Source organism: Actinomadura graeca (assembly GCF_019175365.1).
Classification (GTDB): Bacteria; Actinomycetota; Actinomycetes; order Streptosporangiales; family Streptosporangiaceae; genus Spirillospora; species Spirillospora graeca.
Window position 1 is genome coordinate 1,875,812 of the sequence record NZ_CP059572.1, and the last position, 21,214, is coordinate 1,897,025.

General features: G+C 71.7%; 18 protein-coding genes. 9 read left to right on the forward strand and 9 right to left on the reverse strand.

Annotation, left to right across the window (positions count from 1 at the left end):
- Nucleotides 1-21: 21 nt before the first annotated feature.
- A complete protein-coding gene (locus tag AGRA3207_RS08655; protein WP_231334040.1) occupies nucleotides 22-2,664 on the reverse strand; it encodes a valine--tRNA ligase in 2,643 nt (880 codons plus the stop codon).
- Between the two features lie 127 nt (nucleotides 2,665-2,791).
- On the opposite strand from AGRA3207_RS08655, the gene AGRA3207_RS08660 reads away from it, so the two are divergent.
- The 3 genes from AGRA3207_RS08660 (at nucleotide 2,792) to AGRA3207_RS08670 (ending at nucleotide 5,254) form a co-directional block, all read left to right on the forward strand.
- Nucleotides 2,792-3,517 carry a hypothetical protein gene (locus tag AGRA3207_RS08660; RefSeq protein ID WP_231334041.1) on the forward strand — a complete coding sequence of 242 codons (726 nt, stop codon included), beginning with the start codon at nucleotides 2,792-2,794 and terminating at the stop codon, nucleotides 3,515-3,517.
- A 122-nt stretch (nucleotides 3,518-3,639) separates the two neighbouring features.
- Complete coding sequence (locus tag AGRA3207_RS08665; protein WP_231334042.1) at nucleotides 3,640-4,488, forward strand: sensor histidine kinase; 849 nt, start codon at nucleotides 3,640-3,642, stop codon at nucleotides 4,486-4,488.
- Between the two features lie 106 nt (nucleotides 4,489-4,594).
- Nucleotides 4,595-5,254: a response regulator gene (locus AGRA3207_RS08670; RefSeq protein ID WP_231334043.1), complete on the forward strand. Its 660-nt coding sequence runs from the start codon at nucleotides 4,595-4,597 to the stop codon at nucleotides 5,252-5,254.
- Between the two features lie 114 nt (nucleotides 5,255-5,368).
- Here AGRA3207_RS08670 and clpX read toward each other — a convergent pair whose 3' ends face one another.
- The 4 genes from clpX to tig all read right to left on the reverse strand — a co-directional run bounded on the left by clpX (nucleotide 5,369) and on the right by tig (nucleotide 9,986).
- Nucleotides 5,369-6,643 carry an ATP-dependent Clp protease ATP-binding subunit ClpX gene (gene clpX / locus AGRA3207_RS08675; protein WP_214620631.1) on the reverse strand — a complete coding sequence of 425 codons (1,275 nt, stop codon included), beginning with the start codon at nucleotides 6,641-6,643 and terminating at the stop codon, nucleotides 5,369-5,371.
- 173 nt (nucleotides 6,644-6,816) lie between these two features.
- Entirely contained in the window at nucleotides 6,817-7,479 is a 663-nt protein-coding gene (locus tag AGRA3207_RS08680) for an ATP-dependent Clp protease proteolytic subunit (RefSeq protein ID WP_273700018.1), read from the reverse strand.
- A 62-nt stretch (nucleotides 7,480-7,541) separates the two neighbouring features.
- A complete protein-coding gene (locus AGRA3207_RS08685) occupies nucleotides 7,542-8,174 on the reverse strand; it encodes a ClpP family protease (protein ID WP_231336265.1) in 633 nt (210 codons plus the stop codon).
- Nucleotides 8,175-8,399: 225 nt separating this feature from the next.
- Nucleotides 8,400-9,986, reverse strand: coding sequence for a trigger factor (tig, locus tag AGRA3207_RS08690; protein ID WP_231334045.1), 1,587 nt, complete (start codon nucleotides 9,984-9,986; stop codon nucleotides 8,400-8,402).
- Nucleotides 9,987-10,286: 300 nt separating this feature from the next.
- On the opposite strand from tig, the gene AGRA3207_RS08695 reads away from it, so the two are divergent.
- Nucleotides 10,287-11,342, forward strand: a complete 1,056-nt coding sequence (locus AGRA3207_RS08695; protein ID WP_231334046.1) for a hypothetical protein — start codon at nucleotides 10,287-10,289, stop codon at nucleotides 11,340-11,342.
- A gap of 53 nt (nucleotides 11,343-11,395) precedes the next feature.
- Here the strand turns inward: AGRA3207_RS08695 and AGRA3207_RS08700 are convergent, their stop codons facing one another.
- Complete coding sequence (locus tag AGRA3207_RS08700; protein WP_273700019.1) at nucleotides 11,396-13,939, reverse strand: Tex family protein; 2,544 nt, start codon at nucleotides 13,937-13,939, stop codon at nucleotides 11,396-11,398.
- 269 nt (nucleotides 13,940-14,208) lie between these two features.
- Between AGRA3207_RS08700 and AGRA3207_RS08705 the strand changes: the two genes are divergently transcribed.
- Together AGRA3207_RS08705 and AGRA3207_RS08710 are read left to right on the forward strand one after the other, a co-directional pair.
- Complete coding sequence (locus AGRA3207_RS08705; protein WP_231334047.1) at nucleotides 14,209-15,510, forward strand: sensor histidine kinase; 1,302 nt, start codon at nucleotides 14,209-14,211, stop codon at nucleotides 15,508-15,510.
- Nucleotides 15,462-16,106, forward strand: coding sequence for a LuxR C-terminal-related transcriptional regulator (locus tag AGRA3207_RS08710; RefSeq protein ID WP_231334048.1), 645 nt, complete (start codon nucleotides 15,462-15,464; stop codon nucleotides 16,104-16,106). The genes AGRA3207_RS08705 and AGRA3207_RS08710 overlap by 49 nt, the downstream gene beginning before the upstream one ends.
- A gap of 93 nt (nucleotides 16,107-16,199) precedes the next feature.
- Here the strand turns inward: AGRA3207_RS08710 and AGRA3207_RS08715 are convergent, their stop codons facing one another.
- Nucleotides 16,200-16,619, reverse strand: a complete 420-nt coding sequence (locus AGRA3207_RS08715; RefSeq protein ID WP_231334049.1) for a cupin domain-containing protein — start codon at nucleotides 16,617-16,619, stop codon at nucleotides 16,200-16,202.
- Between the two features lie 61 nt (nucleotides 16,620-16,680).
- On the opposite strand from AGRA3207_RS08715, the gene AGRA3207_RS08720 reads away from it, so the two are divergent.
- Nucleotides 16,681-17,235: a MarR family winged helix-turn-helix transcriptional regulator gene (locus tag AGRA3207_RS08720; protein ID WP_231334050.1), complete on the forward strand. Its 555-nt coding sequence runs from the start codon at nucleotides 16,681-16,683 to the stop codon at nucleotides 17,233-17,235.
- Between the two features lie 192 nt (nucleotides 17,236-17,427).
- Complete coding sequence (locus tag AGRA3207_RS08725) at nucleotides 17,428-19,254, forward strand: glycosyl hydrolase family 18 protein (RefSeq protein WP_231334051.1); 1,827 nt, start codon at nucleotides 17,428-17,430, stop codon at nucleotides 19,252-19,254.
- A gap of 134 nt (nucleotides 19,255-19,388) precedes the next feature.
- On the opposite strand, the gene AGRA3207_RS08730 is transcribed toward AGRA3207_RS08725, so the two are convergent.
- Nucleotides 19,389-19,964 carry a YceI family protein gene (locus AGRA3207_RS08730; RefSeq protein WP_231334052.1) on the reverse strand — a complete coding sequence of 192 codons (576 nt, stop codon included), beginning with the start codon at nucleotides 19,962-19,964 and terminating at the stop codon, nucleotides 19,389-19,391.
- Between the two features lie 125 nt (nucleotides 19,965-20,089).
- On the opposite strand from AGRA3207_RS08730, the gene AGRA3207_RS08735 reads away from it, so the two are divergent.
- Complete coding sequence (locus AGRA3207_RS08735; protein WP_231334053.1) at nucleotides 20,090-20,485, forward strand: winged helix-turn-helix transcriptional regulator; 396 nt, start codon at nucleotides 20,090-20,092, stop codon at nucleotides 20,483-20,485.
- Here AGRA3207_RS08735 and AGRA3207_RS08740 read toward each other — a convergent pair.
- Nucleotides 20,472-21,092, reverse strand: a complete 621-nt coding sequence (locus AGRA3207_RS08740; RefSeq protein ID WP_231334054.1) for a GNAT family N-acetyltransferase — start codon at nucleotides 21,090-21,092, stop codon at nucleotides 20,472-20,474. The two genes, AGRA3207_RS08735 and AGRA3207_RS08740, sit on opposite strands and share 14 nt — an antisense overlap.
- Nucleotides 21,093-21,214: the final 122 nt, after the last annotated feature.

Below are 21,214 nucleotides of genomic sequence, written 5' to 3' on the forward strand. Positions count from 1 at the left end.
ACGGGACGGATCGTCACCGGGTCAGCCCGCCGGCAGCGCCGCGAGCTGCGCCTCCAGGCGGTCGATGTCGGCCTCGGCCTGGCCCAGCCGCTCCCGGTTCTTGGCGACGACGGCCTCGGGCGCCTTGGCCATGAACGCCTCGTTGCCGAGCTTGCGCCGCGCCTGGTCGACCTCCTTGCGCGCGGCGGCGAGGTCCTTCTCCAGCCGCTTGCGCTCGGCGGCGACGTCGATGGCGCCGGCCGTGTCCAGCCGGACCGTGACGCCCTCCACCGGCAGGGACGCGGTGGCGGTGAAGCCGTCGCCGGGCGCGGTCAGCCGCAGCAGCGCGCGGACGCCCTCCTCGTGCGCCGCCAGCGGCGAGGCCCCCCACTCCAGGGCGGCGGCGACCTTCTGCCCCGGCTTGAGGCCCTGGTCGGACCGGAACCGGCGGACCTCCGTGACGAGCCGCTGCAGCGACTCCACGGCGGCCTCGGCGCCCCGGTCGGCGCGCCCCGGGTCGGCCTCGGGCCAGGGCGCCGTGACGATGGTGCGGACGGCGCCGGCGTCCCCGCCGGTGCCCGTCAGCGACGTCCACAGCTCCTCGGTGACGAACGGGACGACCGGGTGCAGCAGCCGCAGGAGATTGTCGAGGACCTCGCCGAGGACGCGGCGCGTCGCCTCCGCCCGGCCGTCCGCGAGCTGGACCTTCGCCAGCTCCACGTACCAGTCGCACACCTCGTCCCACGCGAAGTGGTAGAGCGTCTCGCACGCCTTGGCGAAGTCGTAGGACTCCAGGTGCGCGTCCACCTCGGCGATGACCGCGTGCAGGCGCGAGAGCACCCACGCGTCCACCGTGGAGAGCTCCCCGGGCACCGGGCCGCGCACGTGGGCGCCGTTGATCAGCGCGAAGCGCGTCGCGTTCCACAGCTTGTTGCAGAAGTTGCGGGACCCCTGCGCCCAGTCCTCCGCGACGGGGACGTCGCCGCCGGGGTTCGCGCCGCGCAGCAGGGTGAAGCGGGTCGCGTCGGCGCCGTAGCGGTCGATCCAGTCGAGCGGGTCGACGACGTTGCCGAACGACTTGGACATCTTCTTGCCGTGCTGGTCGCGGACCATCCCGTGCAGCGCGATGGTCGTGAACGGCGGCACGCCGTCCATCGCGTACAGGCCGAACATCATCATCCGGGCGACCCAGAAGAACAGGATGTCGTACCCGGTGACCAGCACCGACGTCGGGTAGAAGCGCTCCAGCTCCGGGGTCTTGTCCGGCCAGCCGAGCGTGGAGAACGGCCACAGCGCGGAGGAGAACCAGGTGTCGAGGACGTCGGTGTCCTGCGTCCACCCGGCGGGCGGCTCCTCGTCGGGGCCGGGGCAGACGACCTCGCCGTCCGGGCCGTACCAGACGGGGATGCGGTGCCCCCACCACAGCTGGCGGCTGATGCACCAGTCGTGCATGTTGTCGACCCACTCGAAGTAGCGGGCCGCCATCTCCGGCGGGTGGATCGCGACGCGCCCGTCGCGCACGGCGTCGCCCGCCGCCCGCGCCAGCGGGCCGACCTTGACGAACCACTGCAGCGACACGCGCGGCTCGACGACGGTGGCGCAGCGCTGGCAGTGGCCGACGGAGTGCTCGTACGGGCGGACCTCCTTGACGATCCGGCCCTGCTCGCGCAGCGCAGCGACCACCGCGGGCCGCGCCTCGAACCGGTCCAGGCCCTCGAAGGGGCCGTGCGCGGTGATGACGCCCCGCTCGTCCAGGACGGACAGGAACGGCAGGTCGTGGCGGCGGCCGATCTCGAAGTCGTTCGGGTCGTGCGCCGGGGTGACCTTGACCGCGCCCGTGCCGAACGCGGGGTCGACGTGCTCGTCGGCGACGACGGGGATGCGGCGGCCGGTCAGCGGGAGCTCGATGTCCCGCCCGACCAGATGCCGGTACCGCTCGTCGCCGGGGTGGACGGCGACGGCGGTGTCCCCGAGCATCGTCTCCGCCCGGGTCGTGGCGACGACGATCTCCTCCTCGCCCGAGCCGTAGCGGATGGAGACCAGCTCGCCCTCGCGGTCGGCGTGCTCGACCTCGATGTCCGACAGCGCGGTCAGGCAGCGCGGGCACCAGTTGATGATGCGCTCGGCGCGGTGGATCAGCCCGTCGTCGAACAGCCGCTTGAAGATCGTGCGGACGGCCCTGGCGCGGTGGTCGTCCATGGTGAACGCCTCGCGCGTCCAGTCGACGCCGTCGCCGAGGCGGCGCATCTGGCCGAGGATCCGGCCGCCGGACTCGCCCTTCCACTTCCAGACCCGCTCCACGAACGCCTCGCGGCCGAGGTCGTGCCGGGACAGGCCCTCCTTGGCCAGCTCCCGCTCCACCACGTTCTGCGTGGCGATGCCCGCGTGGTCCATGCCGGGCACCCACAGCGCCTCGTACCCCTGCATGCGGCGGCGCCGGACGAGCGTGTCCTGGATCGAGTGGTCCAAGGCGTGGCCCATGTGCAGCGAGCCGGTGACGTTCGGCGGCGGGATCACGATCGAGTAGGCGCGCCGCGCGGGGTCGCGTGCCGGGTCGGCGGTGAACAGCCCCGCGGATACCCAGCGCTCGTACAGCCGGCCCTCGACGTCGGCCGGTCGGTACTGGGTGGGCAGGTCGACGTCCGCGGCGGCCCCTTGGCCGCGCTCATTGCTGGGCTGTGTCACGACCGGAGATTCTACGGGGATCGGCACGGTAGAACGCGCCGTCCGTCCCGTGCGTCCGCGAGAATCGAACGCGGGCGAGCCCCCGCCGGACCCGGTCGTCCCCCGCCCCCCACCGAAGGAGCCAGCGATGAGCGGCTGGAACCCCCCGCCCCCGCAGGGCGGGCCCGTCCCGTACGGAGCGCCTGGCGCACCGCCCATGGGCCCGCCCTACCTCCCGCCGCGCCGCAGGTCACGGGCGGGCTGCGTGATCGGTGTGCTGGCCGGCGGCGTGGTCGGGGTCCTCCTGCTCTGCGCGGCGGTCTACGGCGTCTACCTGGTGCGCACCGACCACGAGCTGTCCACCCCGGCGGTGGCGGGCGGGACGACCCGCGACACCGCGGCCGAGGGCCGCATGGACGAGACGGTCAGGAAGCTGCGGTCCGTCATCACGCGCGGGAGCGGCTACAAGATCTACGACTTCGTCAGCGCCGTGTACGGGAGCGGCGACAGCAGGTTCCTGTTCGTCGGCGGCACCGGCGAGCACGGCAACGGCGGGGTCGTCGACGCCTTCAACCTCGCGCTCCAGGAGGAGCTCAACCTCGGCCAGTCGACCGTCCGGATCACCTCGTCCACCACGAAGATCAGCGACCCGGGCGGGGACGGCATGGCCATGTGCAGCCACATCACCGCCACGTCCGCGACCGGCGGGAGCACGACCACCTCCGACGCCCAGCTGTGCGCCTGGTCGACCCGGACCACCCTCGCCGTGATCATGCCGATCCGCGGCGGCTCCCAGCGGCAGGTGCCCTCGGAGTACGAGGGCATGGGACTGCAGGACCGGATGCGCCATATCCGCGCCGACGTGGAGGACTGAGCCCGCGGATCGTTTCCCGTCGCCGTCGGGACACAGGTCACCTGACACCGGGTCGTCCCGCCCGCAAGGCTGGGCGGCGAACGCCCATGGGGACCATGGGGTGCGAGAGAGGTGAGGACGGGATGCGAGCGGTTCTGGCACGCGCAGCCGTGCTGGCCGGCGCGTTCGCCGCGGGGGCCGTGGCGGCACATGTCGCGACCATCCCCCACCTCCTCCGTCTCACCTCCGACCTGCAACGTTCCAGGGAGCGGATCCTCGCCAGCCGGGAGGAGGAGCGCCGCCGCCTGCGCCACGACCTGCACGACGGCCTCGGCCCGACGCTGGCCAGCCTCGCCATGTCGCTGGACGCCGCGCGCATCACCCTGGCCTGCGAGCCCGAGCGGATGGACCCGCTGCTGTCGGACGTCCGGGACCGGCTCGCGCTCGCCGTCGGGGAGATCCGCGACATGGCCCACGGGCTGCGCCCGCCCGCCCTGGACGACCTGGGGCTCGTCGCCGCCATCCAGTCGTTCGCCGAGGGCTGCTGCGAGCGGGTGGAGGTCCGCTTCGACGGCGACCCCGCCGGGCTGCCCGCGGCGGTGGAGGTCGCGGCGTACCGGATCGTCCAGGAGGCGCTGACGAACGTCCGGCTGCACGCCCCCGGCAGCACCGCGCTGGTGCTGCTGACCCGCGCCGCCGAGCTGCACGTGATGGTGGCCGACACGGGCCCGGGAGTGCCCGCCACCCGGAACGGCGGCCACCCGAAGTCCCGCCGCGGCCTGGCCGCGATGAAGGAGTGGGCGGCCGAGCTGGGCGGCGGCTGCGCGGTCACGGCCCGCGCGGGCGGAGGCACGGTCGTCACCGCGCACCTCCCCCTCACCGTGGCGGAGGCCGTCGCCGGATACCATCGGCCTTCGACGGGTGGCCGGCCGTGGACCCCGGCGCCGCAGGGCGCCCGGCCCGCCGGGCCGAGGCGGACGAGCGGGCGCTGAGCGGAGGCCGGCGGATGGCGCTGAGCGGAGGCGGACGAGTGAGCGCTGAGCGGAGGCGGACGAGTGGACGCTGAGCGGGTGGACGGGCCCTGGCTGAGGGGGAACGGTGGGCGCTGACGCCATCCGCGTTCTCATCACCGACGACCACCCGGTGTTCCGGCAGGGCCTCAAGGGGCTCCTCCAGGCGCTCGGGGTCGAGGTCGTCGGCGAGGCCGAGTGCGGCCCGGACGCGGTGCGCCTGTCCGCCGAGCTCCAGCCCGACGTCGTCGTGATGGACCTGCACATGCCCGGCGGCAACGGCATCGAGGCCACCCGGACGATCACCCGCACCAGCCCGCGTATCGGCGTGCTGGTCCTGACGATGTTCCGCGACGACGACTCGGTGTTCGCCGCGATGCGCGCCGGCGCCCGCGGCTACCTGCTGAAGGAGTCGGGCGCCGAGGAGATCGCCCGCGCCGTCAAGGCCGTGGCCGCGGGCGAGGCCATCTACGGCCCGGAGATCGCGCGCCGCGTCCTGACCTACTTCACCGACATGCCCGACCCGCGCCAGGCCGCCTTCCCCGAGCTCACCGAGCGGGAGCGGGAGGTCCTCGAACTGATCGCGCAGGGCCGCAGCAACGCCGAGATCGCCGGGACGCTCTTCCTGAGCCAGAAGACCGTCCGCAACCACGTCTCGAACATCTTCATGAAGCTGCACGTCGCCGACCGCGCCCAGGCGATCGTGCTGGCCCGTGAGGCGGGCCTGGGCGAGTCCACCCCCCGCTGAGGGCCTCCCCCGCCCCTCAGGCGGATCCGGGCCGCCACCGTGGAACCGGGTGAAAAGCGAGCGCGCCCGCGAAGATTCGCGGGCGCGCCGTTCCGGCGGTCGGGCCGGCCGTCGTCAGGCCGACTTCTCGCGGGGTTCGCGCTTGGGCCGGTCGCGTGGGACGAGCGTGGGGTTGACGTGCTCCAGGACGGCCTCACGCGTGATCACGACGCGCGCCACGTCGTGCCGGCTCGGGACCTCGTACATGACCGACAGGAGCACCTCCTCCATGATCGCGCGCAGGCCGCGGGCGCCGGTGCCGCGCAGGATCGCCTGGTCGGCGATGGCCTCCAGGGCGTCGTCGGTGAACTCCAGGTCGACGCCGTCGAGCTCGAAGAGCCGGTGGTACTGGCGCACCAGCGCGTTCTTCGGCTCGGTCAGGATGTTGATCAGGGCCTCGCGGTCCAGGTTGTGGACGGAGGTGATCGAGGGGAGCCGGCCGATGAACTCGGGGATCATCCCGAACTTCAGCAGGTCCTCGGGCATGACGTCGCCGAGGACGGCGGAGGCGTCCTCGAAGTCGGACTTGGAGCGGATCTGGGCGCCGAAGCCCATCCCCTGCTTGCCGACCCGGGACTCCACGATCTTCTCCAGCCCGGCGAAGGCGCCACCGCAGATGAACAGCACGTTCGTGGTGTCGATCTGGATGAACTCCTGGTGCGGGTGCTTGCGGCCGCCCTGCGGCGGGACGCTCGCGGTGGTGCCCTCCAGGATCTTCAGCAGGGCCTGCTGGACGCCCTCTCCCGAGACGTCCCTGGTGATCGACGGGTTCTCGCTCTTGCGGGCGATCTTGTCGACCTCGTCGATGTAGATGATCCCGGTCTCGGCCTTCTTGACGTCGTAGTCGGCCGCCTGGATCAGTTTGAGGAGGATGTTCTCGACATCCTCGCCGACGTATCCGGCCTCCGTCAGCGCCGTGGCGTCCGCGATGGCGAACGGGACGTTGAGGAGTTTGGCGAGCGTCTGCGCGAGCAGCGTCTTGCCCGATCCGGTGGGTCCCAGCAGCAGGATGTTGGACTTGCCCAGTTCAACGGGGTCGTCCCTGCCGGTGTCACCCGACTGGATCCGCTTGTAGTGGTTGTAGACGGCGACCGACAGGGCCTTCTTCGCCGTCTCCTGCCCGATGACGTAGGAGTCCAGGAACTCGTAGATCTCCCGCGGTTTGGGAAGGTTGTCCCACTTGAGGTCGGAGGTCTCGGAGAGCTCCTCCTCGATGATCTCGTTACAGAGATCGATGCACTCGTCGCAGATGTACACGCCCGGACCCGCGATGAGCTTCTTGACCTGCTTCTGGCTCTTGCCGCAGAACGAGCACTTGAGCAGGTCACCACCGTCGCCGATGCGTGCCACCCAACTGTCTCCTTTTCGTGGGGCCGCGCGCCTGAGAGTTTGCGGCGCAGCTCGGTTGCGTCCCGAAGGCTCTCGACGTTGGACTCGACGTTACCGTTTCCAACGGACTTGGTAAGCCCCTCGCCCGGAAGTATGACGACCGGGCTGGGGGACTCCCTCGTCCTCATGCCGTCTCAGGACGACACTACCTCGGCCTTGCGCTTCCTGCTGACGAAGACATCGTCGATGAGACCGTAGTCCTTGGCCTCGTCCGCCGTCAGGATCTTGTCACGCTCGATATCGCGGCGGACCTCGTCGATGCCCTTGCCGCTGTGCTCGGCGAGGATGCTCTCCAGCAGATCGCGGATCCGCATGATCTCGCGGGCCTGGATCTCGATGTCGCTGGACTGGCCGTACGTGCCCTCGGTGGCCGGCTGGTGGATCAGGATCCGCGAGTTCGGCAGCGCCGCCCGCTTGCCCTTCGTCCCGGCGGCCAGCAGCACGGCGGCGGCCGAGGCGGCCTGGCCGATGCAGACCGTCTGGACGTCCGGCTTGACGAACTGCATCGTGTCGTAGATCGCCGTCATGGCGGTGAACGAGCCGCCGGGCGAGTTGATGTAGATGCTGATGTCGCGGTCCGGGTCGATCGACTCCAGCGTGATGAGCTGGGCCATCACGTCGTTGGCGGACGCGTCGTCGATCTGCACGCCGAGGAAGATGATCCGCTCCTCGAAGAGCTTGTTGTACGGGTTCATCTCCTTGACCCCGTACGTGGTGCGCTCGACGAAGGACGGGATGATGTAGCGGTTGTCCACCGGCATCGGGGATCCGCCCGCGACGACGCCGGGCCGGGACATATCAGTAAAACCAGGTCGAATCAGATCGCTCACTGTGTGCCTCCGAATAGTGATTCAGGTCGTCAGGAGACGGGGCCCTCGGAGGGCACCTGGGTCGCGCTCAGCACCACGTGGTCCACGAACCCGTAGTCCTTGGCCTCGTCGGCGGTGAACCAGCGGTCGCGGTCGGAGTCGCGCTCGATCTGGTCGAGCGGCTGGCCGGTGTGCGCGGAGATCTTCTCGGCGAGCGTCTTCTTGACGTACAGCATCTGCTCGGCCTGGATCTTGATGTCCGAGGCCGTGCCGCCGATGCCGCCGGACGGCTGGTGCATCATGATGCGCGCGTGCGGCAGGGCGTAGCGCTTGCCGGTCGTCCCGGCGCAGAGCAGGAACTGCCCCATCGAGGCGGCGAGGCCCATGCCGACGGTGACGATGTCGTTCGGGACGTACTGCATGATGTCGTAGATCGCCATGCCGGCGGTGACGGAGCCACCCGGCGAGTTGATGTACAGCGTGATGTCGCGGCGGCCGTCCTCGGCCGACAGCAGCAGGAGCTCGGCGCAGATGCGGTTGGCGATGTCGTCGTCGACCTGCTGGCCGAGGAAGACGATGCGCTCGCGCAGCAGGCGCTGGAACAGCTGGTCGCCCAGGGGCAACAGGGGCGCCTCGGCGACCCGCGCCTGGATACGCGACGACTCGTCGTAAGTCGGAGGCATGCTCACCGGTTGTTCCTCCGGTCCTTTAATCGGTTCGGATGATTGGACATTAACGCGCTCGGACGCCTGGCCAAGCCCAGGGGGCCGCCTTTTCGCCAGGGGCGTATCCGGGGCGGGGCCCGGCCGGTCGCGTATCTCCGCGAAAGCGGCACGCCCCGCACCCGGTGTCCGGATGCGGGGCGTGCCCGATGCCCTCGGGGAGGGCGGCCGAGGCGCTGAGACGCGTCAGGCGTCCTTCTTCTCCGCCTCGCCCCCCTTGTCCGCATCGTCCGCCGGGGTCTCGGCAGCGGCGTCCTCAGCGGCGTCCACGGGGGTCTCCGCGCCGGCCTCCCCCGCGTCCGCCGGGGACTCCGCCGCCTCCGCGGCGTCGCCCGCCTCCGCCGTGTCCGCGGTCTCGGCGCCCTCCGCGGTCTCGGCGCCCTCGGCGGTCTCGGCGGTCTCGGCGCCCTCGGTCTCCTCCGCCGCCTCGACGGTCTCGCCCGTCTGGCCGTTCAGCTCGCGCTGGACGGCCTCGACGTCGATCTCGTTGCCGGACTCGTCCTTGACCGTGACGTGCTCGACCACGAGGTTCAGCGCCTTGCTGCGCAGCACCTCCGAGACGATCGCCGGGAGCTGGTTGTTCTGCGTGAGGTACTCGGCGAGCTGCTGCGGCTGCACGCCCATCTGCATCGCCTGCGAGACGACGTACTCGCTGAGCTCCTCGTTCTCGACGCCCAGCTCCTCCTGGACGGCGAGCTGGTCCAGCACGAAGCCGCCCTTGACCGCGAGGCGCGCGGCGTCGGCGACCTCGGTGTCGAACTCCTCCTCGGACTTCTCCTCGTCCTTGAGGTAGTCCTCCTTGGTCATGCCCGCCATCTGGAGCTGCTGCTCCAGCTGCTGGTTGCGGCGGCCGACCTCCTCCTCCACGACCTTGTCGGGCAGCGGGATGTCGATCTTCTCCAGCAGGGCCTCAAGCGCCTTGTCGCGGGCGTCGGACAGCTGCTGCAGCCGCACCTGGCGGCCGAGCCGGGTCCGGACGTCCTCGCGCAGCTCGTCGATCGTGTCGAACTCGCTGGCGAGCTGCGCGAACTCGTCGTCCAGGTCGGGCAGGCTCTTGACCTTCACGCTCTGCACGGTGACCGTGATCTCGGCCTCCTCGCCGGCGCGCTCGCCGCCGACCAGGGTGCCGGTGAAGGTCTTCTCCTCGCCCGCGGAGAGGCCGGTCAGCGCCTCGTCCAGGCCCTCGACGGCGGACTTGCTGCCGACCTCGTAGGAGTAGCCGGAGGTGGAGGCGTCCTCGATCTCCTCGCCGTCGATCCTGGCGACCAGGTCGACGGTGGCGAAGTCGCCCTCCTCGACGGGCCGCTCGGCGGCGGTCAGCGAGGCGAACCGCTCGCGCAGGTTGCCGACGGTCTCCTCGACCTGCTCGTCGGTGACCTCGGCGTCGTCCACGACGACCTCAAGGCCGTCGTAGTCCGGGACCTCGAACTTGGGCCGGATGTCCACCTCGGCGGTGAACGCGAACTGGTTGCCGTCGTCGAGCTCGGTCACCTCGACGTCCGGCTGGCCGAGCACGAAGATCTCGGTCTCCTCGACGGCGCGTCCGTACAGCTCCGGAAGCGCGTCGTTGACCGCCTCCTGCAGGACCGCACCCCGGCCGACGTACTTGTCGATCAGCGGGGCGGGGACCTTGCCGGGCCGGAACCCCTTGATCCGCACCTGCTGCGAGATCTCCTTGTACGCCTTGTCGAGGTTCGGCTTGAGCTCGTCGAACGGAACCTCGACGGTGAGCTTGACCCTCGTGGGGGTCAGCTCCTCGACATCGGTCTTCACTGGGGTAGGTCTCCTTGATCGGGCGCTGTCGCGGCCGCGGCGTTCGACGCGTGCTCAGCCACTCAGACTCTCAGGTGGCGCGGGCACGCCGAGATACGGCTCCGCGCCTTCGCGCGGCCAAGTCTATGGGGTACCGGCAACGTCTGCGGACATCGGACGGCGCCGACTCCCGAGAAACACGCTTCGCAGCCGGGGGATCGCACCGCGGGACGGTCCGCGGGGGCCGGGGCCGCCGAATGTGTGTCAACAATCCGGTACAGGCAGTGACATAAGCATCACAACCCTTCATACTCGTCCGGGATGAACGGGATAGCCGCGGCCTTCGGCGCGACCGCGCTCTACTACCTGGGCTTCGCCGTCTTCCGGGTCGCGGCGGGCCGGATGGCCCCGCTGCGGGGCAACCGGATCCCGCACATGGCCTGGACGATCCTGACCGACTGGATCTTCCTGGCCGCGCTGGGGCTGGTGCTGGGCGGCCTGGGCCTGCAGATCGTGGCCCTCGGCGGCCTGCCGCTCTCCACCGCCGTGCCGATCTTCATGTCCGGCCTCGTCCCGCTGCTGCTGATCTCCGTGGTCCTGTTCGGCGAGCGGCTCACCGGGCGCGAGTGGCTGAGCCTGCTGCTCATCGGCGCGGCGGTCCTGCTGCTGACGGCCTCGATCAGCGGGCACGAGCCGACCGGCTCGGCGGACGTGCCGCCGTGGAAGATCGCCGTCGTGGTGGTCCCGGCGGTGCTGGTGCCGGTGCTGATCCTCGTCCGCGGCGACCACCGGCCGGACGGGCGCCACGCCCGTCCGGTCACGGGGATCGCCTACGGGCTGGGCTCGGGCTTCCCGGTCGGCACCGCCGAGCTGGCGATCAAGGGCTGGAGCGACGACGCGCACGCCGCCGGGCCGCGTGTGCTCATGACGCCGTGGCCGTACCTGACAGTGCTCGCGGCGGCCGTCGGGTTCGGGATCATGGTGATGGCGTTCCAGCGCTGCCGGGTGTCGATCGTCTCCACGGTGATGACGGTCAGCGCCAAGTCCTACCTTCTGGGCATGGGCGCGTTCATGTACGCCGAGCCGTGGCCGTCGGACGGCGCGCACTCGGCGATGCGGCTCGGCGCGCTCGTCCTGGCCGCGGTCGCGGTGATGCGGTTCCCCCGGCACAGGCCCGTCCAGGACGTCCCGGAAAGCCGGGAGGACGGCGGGAGCCGGGAGCCGGTGCCGCAGGTGCCGCCGCAGCGCGGACCGTACGCCCGCGACCCGTTGGGGCAGGGGCCTTACGACCGTCCCAGGAGGACTCCGGCGCCCGTCCGCCCGCCGCCTCGCGCCGAGACGGGGGCCGACGGACGCTGGCGGGGATCCGGCCGCTGACCGTCCGCGCCGCGCGCGGGACGCCGTCCGGCGGATGGCGCCCCGCGACGGGTTCAGCGCTTCTTGCGGCCTCCGCGATCGTCGGACGGCAGGCCCTTGTCCAGTCCGGCGCGGCGGAGCGCGTCGGCCATGGCGCCGCCGCCCCCCTGCCCGCCCTGCCCTCCGCGGCCGCCTTGACCGCCGCGGCCGCCCTGACCTCCTTGGCCACCTTGGCCTCCGCGGCCGCCCTGCCCTCCGCGGCCACCCTGACCAACCTGTTCGCCACGTCCGGCCTGGCCGCCCCTGGCGCCCTGGCCCCGCCCGCCCCGGCCCTGCCCGCCTCCGCGCGGGCGGCGCTGGTCGCGGTCGCGGGACTCGCCGCGCCTCGCGCCCTGCTGCTCCTCGTCGAGGCGGAGGGTCAGGGAGATGCGCTTGCGCTGGAGATCGACGTCCAGCACCTTGACGCGGACGATGTCGCCTGGCTTGACGACCTCGCGCGGATCCTGGACGAACCTGTTCGACATCGCGGAGATGTGGACGAGCCCGTCCTGGTGCACGCCGACGTCCACGAACGCGCCGAACGCGGCGACGTTGGTGACCACGCCCTCCAGCACCATCCCGGCCTCCAGGTCGGAGAGCTTGTCGACGCCCTCCTTGAAGGTGGCGGTGCGGAACGCCGGGCGCGGGTCGCGGCCGGGCTTCTCCAGCTCGGCGATGATGTCGGTGACCGTGGGGAGCCCGAAGGTGTCGTCGACGAAGTCGGCCGGCCTCAGCGCGCGCAGCGCGGCGGTGTTGCCGATGAGCCCGGTGATGCCGTCGCCGGCCGCGGCCAGGATGCGGTGGACGACCGGGTAGGACTCGGGGTGCACGCTGGAGGCGTCCAGGGGGTCGTCGCCGCCGGGGATGCGCAGGAAGCCCGCGCACTGCTCGAACGCCTTCGGGCCGAGCCGCGGGACGTCCTTCAGGCCGCCGCGGCTGCGGAACGGGCCGTTGGCGTCGCGGTGGGCGACGATGTTCTCCGCGAGGCCCTCGCCGATGCCCGACACGCGGGTGAGCAGCGGCGCGGACGCGGTGTTGACGTCCACCCCGACCGCGTTCACGCAGTCCTCCACGACGGCGTCGAGGGACCGCGAGAGCTTCACCTCCGAGACGTCGTGCTGGTACTGGCCGACGCCGATCGACTTGGGGTCGATCTTGACGAGCTCGGCGAGCGGGTCCTGGAGGCGGCGGGCGATGGAGACGGCGCCGCGCAGCGAGACGTCCATGCCGGGCAGTTCCCGCCCGGCGTACTCCGACGCCGAGTACACCGACGCGCCCGCCTCCGACACCATGATCTTGGTGAGCCCGAGGTCGGGGTGCCGGGCCATGAGGTCGGCGGTGAGCTTGTCGGTCTCCCGGGAGGCGGTGCCGTTGCCGATGGAGACCAGGTCCACCCGGTGCTCGCGGGCGAGCCGGGCGAGGGTCTCGATCGACTCGTCCCATTTGCGGCGCGGCTCGTGGGGGAAGACGGTGTCGGTGGCGACGACCTTGCCGGTGGCGTCGACGACGGCGACCTTCACGCCGGTGCGCAGGCCGGGGTCCAGGCCCATGGTGGCGCGGGTGCCGGCGGGCGCGGCGAGCAGCAGGTCGCGCAGGTTGGCGGCGAACACGCGGACCGCCTCGTCCTCGGCCTCCTGCCGCAGCCGGGTGCGCAGGTCGATGCCGAGGTGCACGAGGATCCGGGTCCGCCAGGCCCACCGGACGGTGTCGGCGAGCCACCGGTCCGCCGGACGGCCCTGGTCGGCGATGCCGAAACGGCGCGCCACCTCCACCTCGTAGGAGGAGCGGGCGGACGGGTCGTCCGGTGCCTCCTCCGGCTCCAGGTCGAGGTCGAGGACCTCCTCCTTCTCGCCGCGGAACAGCGCGAGGACGCGGTGCGAGGGCAGCTTCGCGAACGGCTCGGAGAACGCGAAGTAGTCGGAGAACTTGGCGCCGGTCTCCTCCTTGCCCTCGCGGACGCGCGAGAGCATCCGGCCCTGGTTCCACATCCGCTCGCGCAGCGCGCCGATGAGGTCGGCGTCCTCGGCGAACCGCTCGACGAGGATGGCGCGGGCGCCCTCCAGCGCGGCGGCCGCGTCGGCGACGCCCTTCTCCTCGTCGACGTAGGCGGCCGCTGCCTCCTGCGGGTCGTGGGACGGGTCGTCCAGCAGCAGCGTGGCGAGCGGTTCGAGGCCCGCCTCGCGGGCGATCTGTGCCTTGGTGCGCCGCTTGGGCTTGTACGGGAGGTAGATGTCCTCCAGCCGGGCCTTGGAGTCGGCGGTCATGATCTGGGTCCGGAGCTCACCGGTGAGCTTGCCCTGGGACTCGATCGACTCCAGGATCGCGGCGCGCCGCTCGTCCAGCTCGCGCAGGTAGCGCAGCCGCTCCTCCAGCGCGCGCAGCTGCGCGTCGTCGAGGGCGCCGGTGGCCTCCTTGCGGTAGCGGGCGATGAACGGGACGGTCGAGCCGCCGTCGAGCAGGTCGACCGCGACCCGCACCTGCCCCTCGCGGACGCCGATCTCCTCGGCGATCCGCTGGGTGATCGGCGGCGGGCCCCCGGCGGTCTGGTCGTTCGCGGTCTGGCTGGTGGTCGCTGTCACAACGTGGATTCGCTTTCTCCCCTGGATATCGCCAGAGCATTGTCCAGGGAACGGGGCCTCTTGTCTTGTCACTCCGGGACGACGGCGGTCCCGCGGGGTGGGGTTAACTCCCCCATGAGCCGGGCGAAAGCGGGGCTTAGCCCTACCGAGACCTGCGCGGGGACCGACCACAATGGTGGCGAAGGGCACACGGGCCGGGGCCCGGCCACGGCCGGCAGGGGCAGGACCGGCAGGCGGCACGGCAGCGGCACGGCAAAGGAGGAGCAAGGGTGAGCGGACGCCTCGTCGATCGTCTCGGAGAGCGCGCGCGGCGCGCCCTGGTCAACCTCGTCCGCGGCGTGCTCCAGATCGTCCTGGCGTTCACGGTGAACCTGCCGCTGTTCATCCTGGCGGTGCTGTCGATCGCCTTCATCCCGCTGGGGTTCGGCGTGGTGATGGTGCCGGGGGTGCTCCAGGCCGTCCGGGCGGTGGCGAACCAGCAGCGGGCATGGGCGGCGGAGTGGTCGGGCGTGGAGATCCCCGTCCCGTACCGGGAGGAGCCGCCCGGCGGCCTCGGGCCGTTCCGGCGCCTGGGGCTGCTGCTCACCGACCCGGCGACGTGGCGTGACCTGCTGTGGACGCTGCTGAACATCCCCGCCGGGCTCGTCCTCGGCGCACTGGCGGGCGGCCTGACGCTCTACGGGCTGGAGGGCGTGTTCGTGGCGCCGGTCGTCGCGACCGTCACCGAGTACGGCTGGGGCCCGTTCTGGCCGCTGGAGGACTACGGCGTAGCCGGATACGCCGGCACGGTCGTACTCGGCGCGGCGCTCACGGTGGTGTCGCTGCCGCTGGGCGGGGTGTTCCTGAAGGCGCACGCGGTGTTCACGCAGTCGCTGCTGGCGCCGACGAAGGGCGCGCTGACCGCGCGGGTGCGGCAGCTCGCCGAGTCCCGGTCGGAGACGGTGGACGCCTCGGCAGCCGAGCTGCGCCGCATCGAGCGGGACCTGCACGACGGCGCCCAGGCACGGCTGGTGGCGCTGAGCATGAACATCGGCCTGGCCGAGGAGATGATGAAGCACGACCCCGAGACCGCGCGGCAGCTGCTGGCCGAGGCGCGCGCGTCCAGCGGGATGGCGCTCACCGAGCTGCGCGACCTGGTCCGCGGGATCCACCCTCCGGTGCTGGCCGAGCGGGGACTGGACGGGGCGGTCCGCGCGCTGGCGCTCACCCTCCCGCTGCCCGTCGACGTCCGGATCGACCTGCCGGGACGGGCCGACGCCCCGGTCGAGTCCGCCGCCTACTTCGCGGTCGCGGAGATCCTCGCCAACGTCGTCAAGCACTCCGGCGCGCGGCGGGCCTGGCTCCAGATCGAGCACGCGGGCGGCCGGCTCCTCATGATCGTCGGCGATGACGGGACGGGCGGCGCCGAGCCCGCGCGGGGCGGTGGCATGCGCGGTATCGAACGGCGGCTCGCCGCGTTCGATGGGACGATGGCCGTGACGAGCCCCCCCGGGGGCCCGACCGTCGTGACCATGGAGCTGCCGTGCGCGTTGTCATCGCCGAAGACCTTGCCCTCCTCCGGGACGGGCTGATCCGCCTGCTGGGCGCGTTCGGGTTCGAGGTCGTCGAGGCGGTGGACAACGGGCCGTCGCTGCTGCGGGCGCTCACCGGCCACCGCCCGGACGTGGCGGTGGTGGACGTGCGGCTCCCCCCGACCTTCACCGACGAGGGCCTGCGGGCGGCGCTGGAGGCGCGCGAGCGGGTCCCGGGCCTGCCGGTGCTGGTGCTGTCGCAGCACGTGGAGCAGCTGTACGCGCGGGAGCTGCTGTCCGACAGCTCGGGCGGCATCGGCTACCTGCTGAAGGACCGGGTGTCGGACGTCGCGCAGTTCGTGGACGCGGTGCGCCGGGTGGCGGCCGGCGGCACCGCCCTCGACCCGGACGTGGTGGCGCAGCTGCTGACCCGGCACGCCCGCGAGGAGCCGCTCCAGCGGCTGACCCCCCGCGAGCGCGAGGTGCTGGGGCTGATGGCCGAGGGCCGCTCGAACGCGGCCATCGCGGGCCGGCTGTTCGTGACCGAGAAGGCGATCAGCAAGCACACCAACAGCATCTTCGGCAAGCTCGGGCTGCCCCCGTCCGAGGACGACAACCGCCGCGTGCTGGCGGTCCTCGCCTACCTCGGCTCGTGAGATCCCCGTCCCGTGCTCTCGTGGCCTGTGTCGCCCTGCCGTCCTCCCCTGCCGCCCCTTGCCCTGCCGCCCCCTGCCCCGCCTTGGAACGGTCTAGAGCGCCCAGGGCGGGACGATCCGCTCGGGACCCTGCGGCTCCAGGTCGCATTTGCCGGGGTCTACCACGGCGTCCGGGTCGTAGACGAGGCAGCCCGCGGGCGCGGCGACGACGGCGGTGAACCCGGCGTCCGGCGCCGCGGTCATCCGGCGCGGCCTGTCCGCGGGCAGGACGACGGTGTCGCCGGGCCCGGCCCGCAGGGTGCGGCCGTCCAGGTCGATGGTCGCGGTGCCCTCCAGGAACGTCCACACCTGCTCGGTGTCGAAGGCGTGCCGCGGGCCGGTCCTGCCCGCGAGCATGTCGACGCGCCAGACGGCGAGGGCGGACGCGCCTCCCTGAGTGGGCGAGGCGAAGGTGGTCATGGTGCCGTTCGGCGTGGTGGTGCGGCGGCTCTCGGTGCCGCGGACGAGCGTCATGGCCGTGGATCCCCTAAGTTGGACAATGTGGTTGTCCATATAGTCAACGAGGTTGTCTTCCATGTCAACTCCCCCAGGTGAGCCCTCTGCCAGGCCCGCGGACGGATCTGCGGACGGATCCGCGGACGGGCCCGCGGACGGGCGCGGCCCCGGCGACCCGCCCGGCTTCGAGCTGCCGCTCCGCCTCTTCCTGGCGTTCCGCGTGATCATCGACGAGCTGCACGAGGAGCTGGCGCGCGAGGGTCACCCCGGCCTGCGCCCGATGCACGGGTTCGTCTTCCAGGCGATCGGCCCCGGCGGCACCACCGCCGTGGAGCTGGGCCGGCGGCTCGGGGTGTCCAAGCAGGCCGCGGGCAAGATGATCGAGTCGCTGGAGCGCGCCGGCTACGTCGAGCGCGCCGCCGACCCGTCCGACGCGCGGCGGAAGATCGTCCGGCTCACCGCGCGGGGCACCGACTCCCTCGTCCGGTCGGCGCGGATCTTCGACCGGATCCGGGACCGCTGGGCCGCGCGGCTCGGCGCGGACCGGCTGCGGGCGCTGGAGACCGGCCTCCGCGAGCTCACACCGGCGGACGTCTGGCGCCTGGACGTGCCGGGCTGGTTCGGGACAGGCTGATTTTTCTTCTCCGTGCGGCGACCATATGTCCCCTGGCAGTCACGCATACCACCGGCTCCCACGCGCCCCGTGAACCCGGCGAGCCCTTGAACGCCCCCGTCGGCCCGGTTACCATCAGCGCAATTTCTTAGGAAAGTTTCCTAAGAGAAGACGGATTCCTGTTGGTTCGGGGGACGGACTGAACGGAGAGTCATGTCAAGACCGGGCAGACGACGGGCCACGGCGCTCGTCGGCGCGGCGACGCTGGCGGTCGCCTCCACGCTCCTGTCGGCGCCGACGGCGTCGTCCGCGGAGGCGGTCACCGCGTCCTGCACCAAGACGTCCGACTGGGGCAGCGGCTTCCAGGGCAGCTGCACGATCACGAACGGCTCGGGCTCCGGGATCACCTCCTGGAAGATCGAGGGCGACCTGCCGTCCGGCACGTCCATCAGCTCGGTGTGGGAGGCGACCAAGACCGTCTCGGGCGACCACTACACCTTCTCCAACCTCGGCTGGAACGGCTCCCTCGCCGCCGGCAAGACGATCAGCTTCGGCTTCGGCGGCACCGGATCCGGCTGGTTCACCACCTGCACCGTCAACGGTGCGCGCTGCGACGGCTCCGCCGAGCCCGAGCTCGACACCGAGGCTCCCACCGCTCCTGGAAACCTCCGCTCCACCAGCAAGACCGCCACCACCGCTTCGCTGAGCTGGAACGCGTCAACCGACAACGTCGGCGTCACCGCCTACGACGTGTACAGCGGCAGCGCGAAGATCGCCACCGCCACCGGGACCGCCGCCACCGTCACCGGCCTGTCTCCCAAGACCGCCTACTCCTTCACGGTCAAGGCCGTCGACAAGGCCGGCAACAGCTCCCCGGCGTCGGACTCCGTCGCGGTCACCACCGACGAGGGCGGCTCCACCAGCGCCGGCAACAAGGTCATCGGCTATTTCGCCCAGTGGGGCGTCTACCAGCGCGGCTATCACGTCAAGAACATCGACACCAGCGGCTCCGCCGCGAAGATGACGCACATCAACTACGCGTTCGGCAACGTCCAGGGCGGCAAGTGCACGATCGGCGACAGCTACGCCGACTATGAGAAGGCGTACCAGGCCGGTGAGAGCGTCGACGGCGCCGCCGACACCTGGGACCAGCCGCTGCGCGGCAGTTTCAACCAGTTGCGCAAGCTCAAGAAGAAGTACCCGAACCTGAAGGTGCTGTTCTCCTTCGGCGGCTGGACCTGGTCCGGCGGCTTCGGGCAGGCCGCCCAGAACCCCGCCGCGTTCGCCGACTCCTGCTACAAGCTGGTCGAGGACTCGCGCTGGGCGGACGTGTTCGACGGCATCGACATCGACTGGGAGTACCCGAACGCCTGCGGCCTCAGCTGCGACAAGAGCGGCCCGGACGCGTTCAAGAACCTCCTGTCGGCGCTGCGGTCCAAGTTCGGCAAGGACAACCTGATCACGGCCGCCATCACCGCCGACGCCAGCAAGGACGGCAAGATGGACGTGGCCGACTACGCCGGCGCCGCCCAGTACGTCGACTGGTACAACCCGATGACCTACGACTACTTCGGCGGCTGGGACGCCAAGGGCCCGACGGCCCCGCACTCCCCGCTGACGGCCTACGAGGGCATCCCGCACGAGGGCTTCAACACCACCGACACGATCGCCAAGCTGAAGGCCAAGGGCGTCCCGGCGGAGAAGATGCTGATCGGCATCGGCTTCTACGGCCGCGGCTGGACGGGCGTCACCCAGGAGGCCCCGGGCGGCACCGCGACCAACCCCGCGGGCGGCACCTATGAGGCCGGCATCGAGGACTACAAGGTCCTGAAGAACAAGTGCCCCGCGACGAAGACCTTCGCCGGTACCGCCTACGCCAAGTGCGGCAGCGACTGGTGGAGCTACGACACCCCGGCCACGATCGGCTCCAAGATGGCCTGGGCCAAGAAGGAGGGCCTCGGCGGTGCCTTCTTCTGGGAGCTGAGCGGAGACACGACGGGCGGTGAACTCATCACCGCGCTCAAGAACGGTCTCGGCTGACCTGTTCGCAGGGGGCACCTCCCAGCCCCTCAGACAGCCGAGACTTCGGGCCCCTGACCAACCGGACGCCGGTCAGGGGCCCGCCCCTTTCCCGGGGCGGAACGGGTGGGTGCCGCGGACGGTCGCGGAGGCCCTCAGGTCTGGAGCGCGGCCTGGATCTCCAGGACGATCTGCACCTTCTCCCCCAGGGCCAGCGCGCCGCCGGGGACCGTGCTGCCGTCGCCGACGCCGAACTCCAGGCGGCTGATCTCGCCGCTGGCGGTGAACCCGGCGCGGGCACCCTTGAACGGGTCGTCCTGGCGGAACGGGTCGGGGCCGAAGCCGCCGACCTCCAGCCGCAGCGGGACCTGCTTGGTCACGCCGCGCAGGCTCAGCTCCCCGTCCAGGACGAACCCGTCGCGCGCGGCGCGCAGGCCGGTCGAGCGGTAGGACATCGACGGGTACTTCTCCACGTCCAGGTAGTCGGCGGACCTGACGTGCTCGTCGCGCTGGGCGTTGCCGGTGTCGACCGAGGTCAGGTCGACGGTCGCGGTGACGGAGGAGCCGAGGACGTCCTCGCCCGTCACGATCGTGCCCTCGAACGCGCCGAAGCGCCCGCGGACCTTGCTGACCATCAGGTGCCGGATCGTGAAGCCCACGTTGGAGTGCGCGGGGTCGATCGTCCAGGTGCCGGAGACGTATCCGGGGATCTCGACAAGCTCGGCGGTCATCGTGTCTCCTGGGGTTATGAGAAGTAAGGCGGTTCCTGTTCGGAACCGTCCCTTCTCATGGTGCGGACGCCCCGGAGTCGGCACAAGAAGGCACTTTCACCTGCCCCGGTCACCTGGAGATAACCATGGACGTCAGCGCGTTCGGCGAGCACGGGCCGGTCTCGTGCCGGGCACGGGAGATCCTCGATCGCGTCGGCGACAAGTGGTCGCTCCAGGTGATCGCGCTGCTCGGCGAGCGCACCAAGCGGTTCACCGAGCTCAAGCGCGAGATCGACGGGATCAGCCAGCGGATGCTCACCGTCACGCTGCGCGGCCTGGAGCGCGACGGCATCGTCACCCGCACCGTCTACCCGGTGATGCCGCCCCGCGTCGAGTACTCCCTCACCCCGATGGGGGCGACGCTCATGGACGCGGCCAACGCCCTCGTCAGGTGGGCGGAGGGCCATCTGGACGAGATCGACGCCGCGCGCGCCGAGTACGACGCCCGCGCCGCCGAGATCGAGGCGCTCAAGTCGTCGTGACGCCCGGCCGGGCGTCACGCCAGAGCGGATAGGTCTCCAGCCCGCCCGGGAACCGGATCGGGTCGCCGTGCGGCCGGTAGCCCGCACGGGCGTAGAGGCCCTTCGCGGCGCGGCCGGTGGTGGCCTCCAGGTAGGTGGGGACGCCGGCCGGGTCGAGCTGGCCCTGCCGGTGGGCCAGCAGCGCCGCGCCCAGCCCGCGGCCCTGGCGGGCGGAGGCGACGCCGAGCAGCATGAGGTAGTCGTGCGCGGGCCCCGCCGGATGCCGGTCGTGCATGATCCGGCCGAACGCGCTGAAGCGGGCGGCGTGACGCCCGCTCACCTCCCGGAGGCGGTCGTCGAGGTCGGCGGCGTCGGGCGCCTCCGACGGCATCCAGACGGCGCATCCGTGCGCGCCCGTCCCGTCGTCGGCCACGTGCACCGCGCCCGCCTCCTGGCCGTGCAGGACGAACAGCCGGAAGTACTCGTACAGCGCCTCCCCCCGCTCCCTGGGATCGGCGACGAGCCAGACGCTGACGGGGTCGTCGGCGAAGGCGTCGGTGAGGACGGCGGCGCAGCGGTCGGCGGCGTCGGCGCCGGCCGCGGTCCGGACGACGGGCGAGGCGGCCACGATCACTCTCCTTGGGGGTCGGCGGGGGCGGCGGATGTGATCATCGCGGGGCACGGCTCCCATTGACCGATGGCCGGGATGTTTTGTCGATACCGGGCGACTGCCGAATCTCCTGAAGTTGT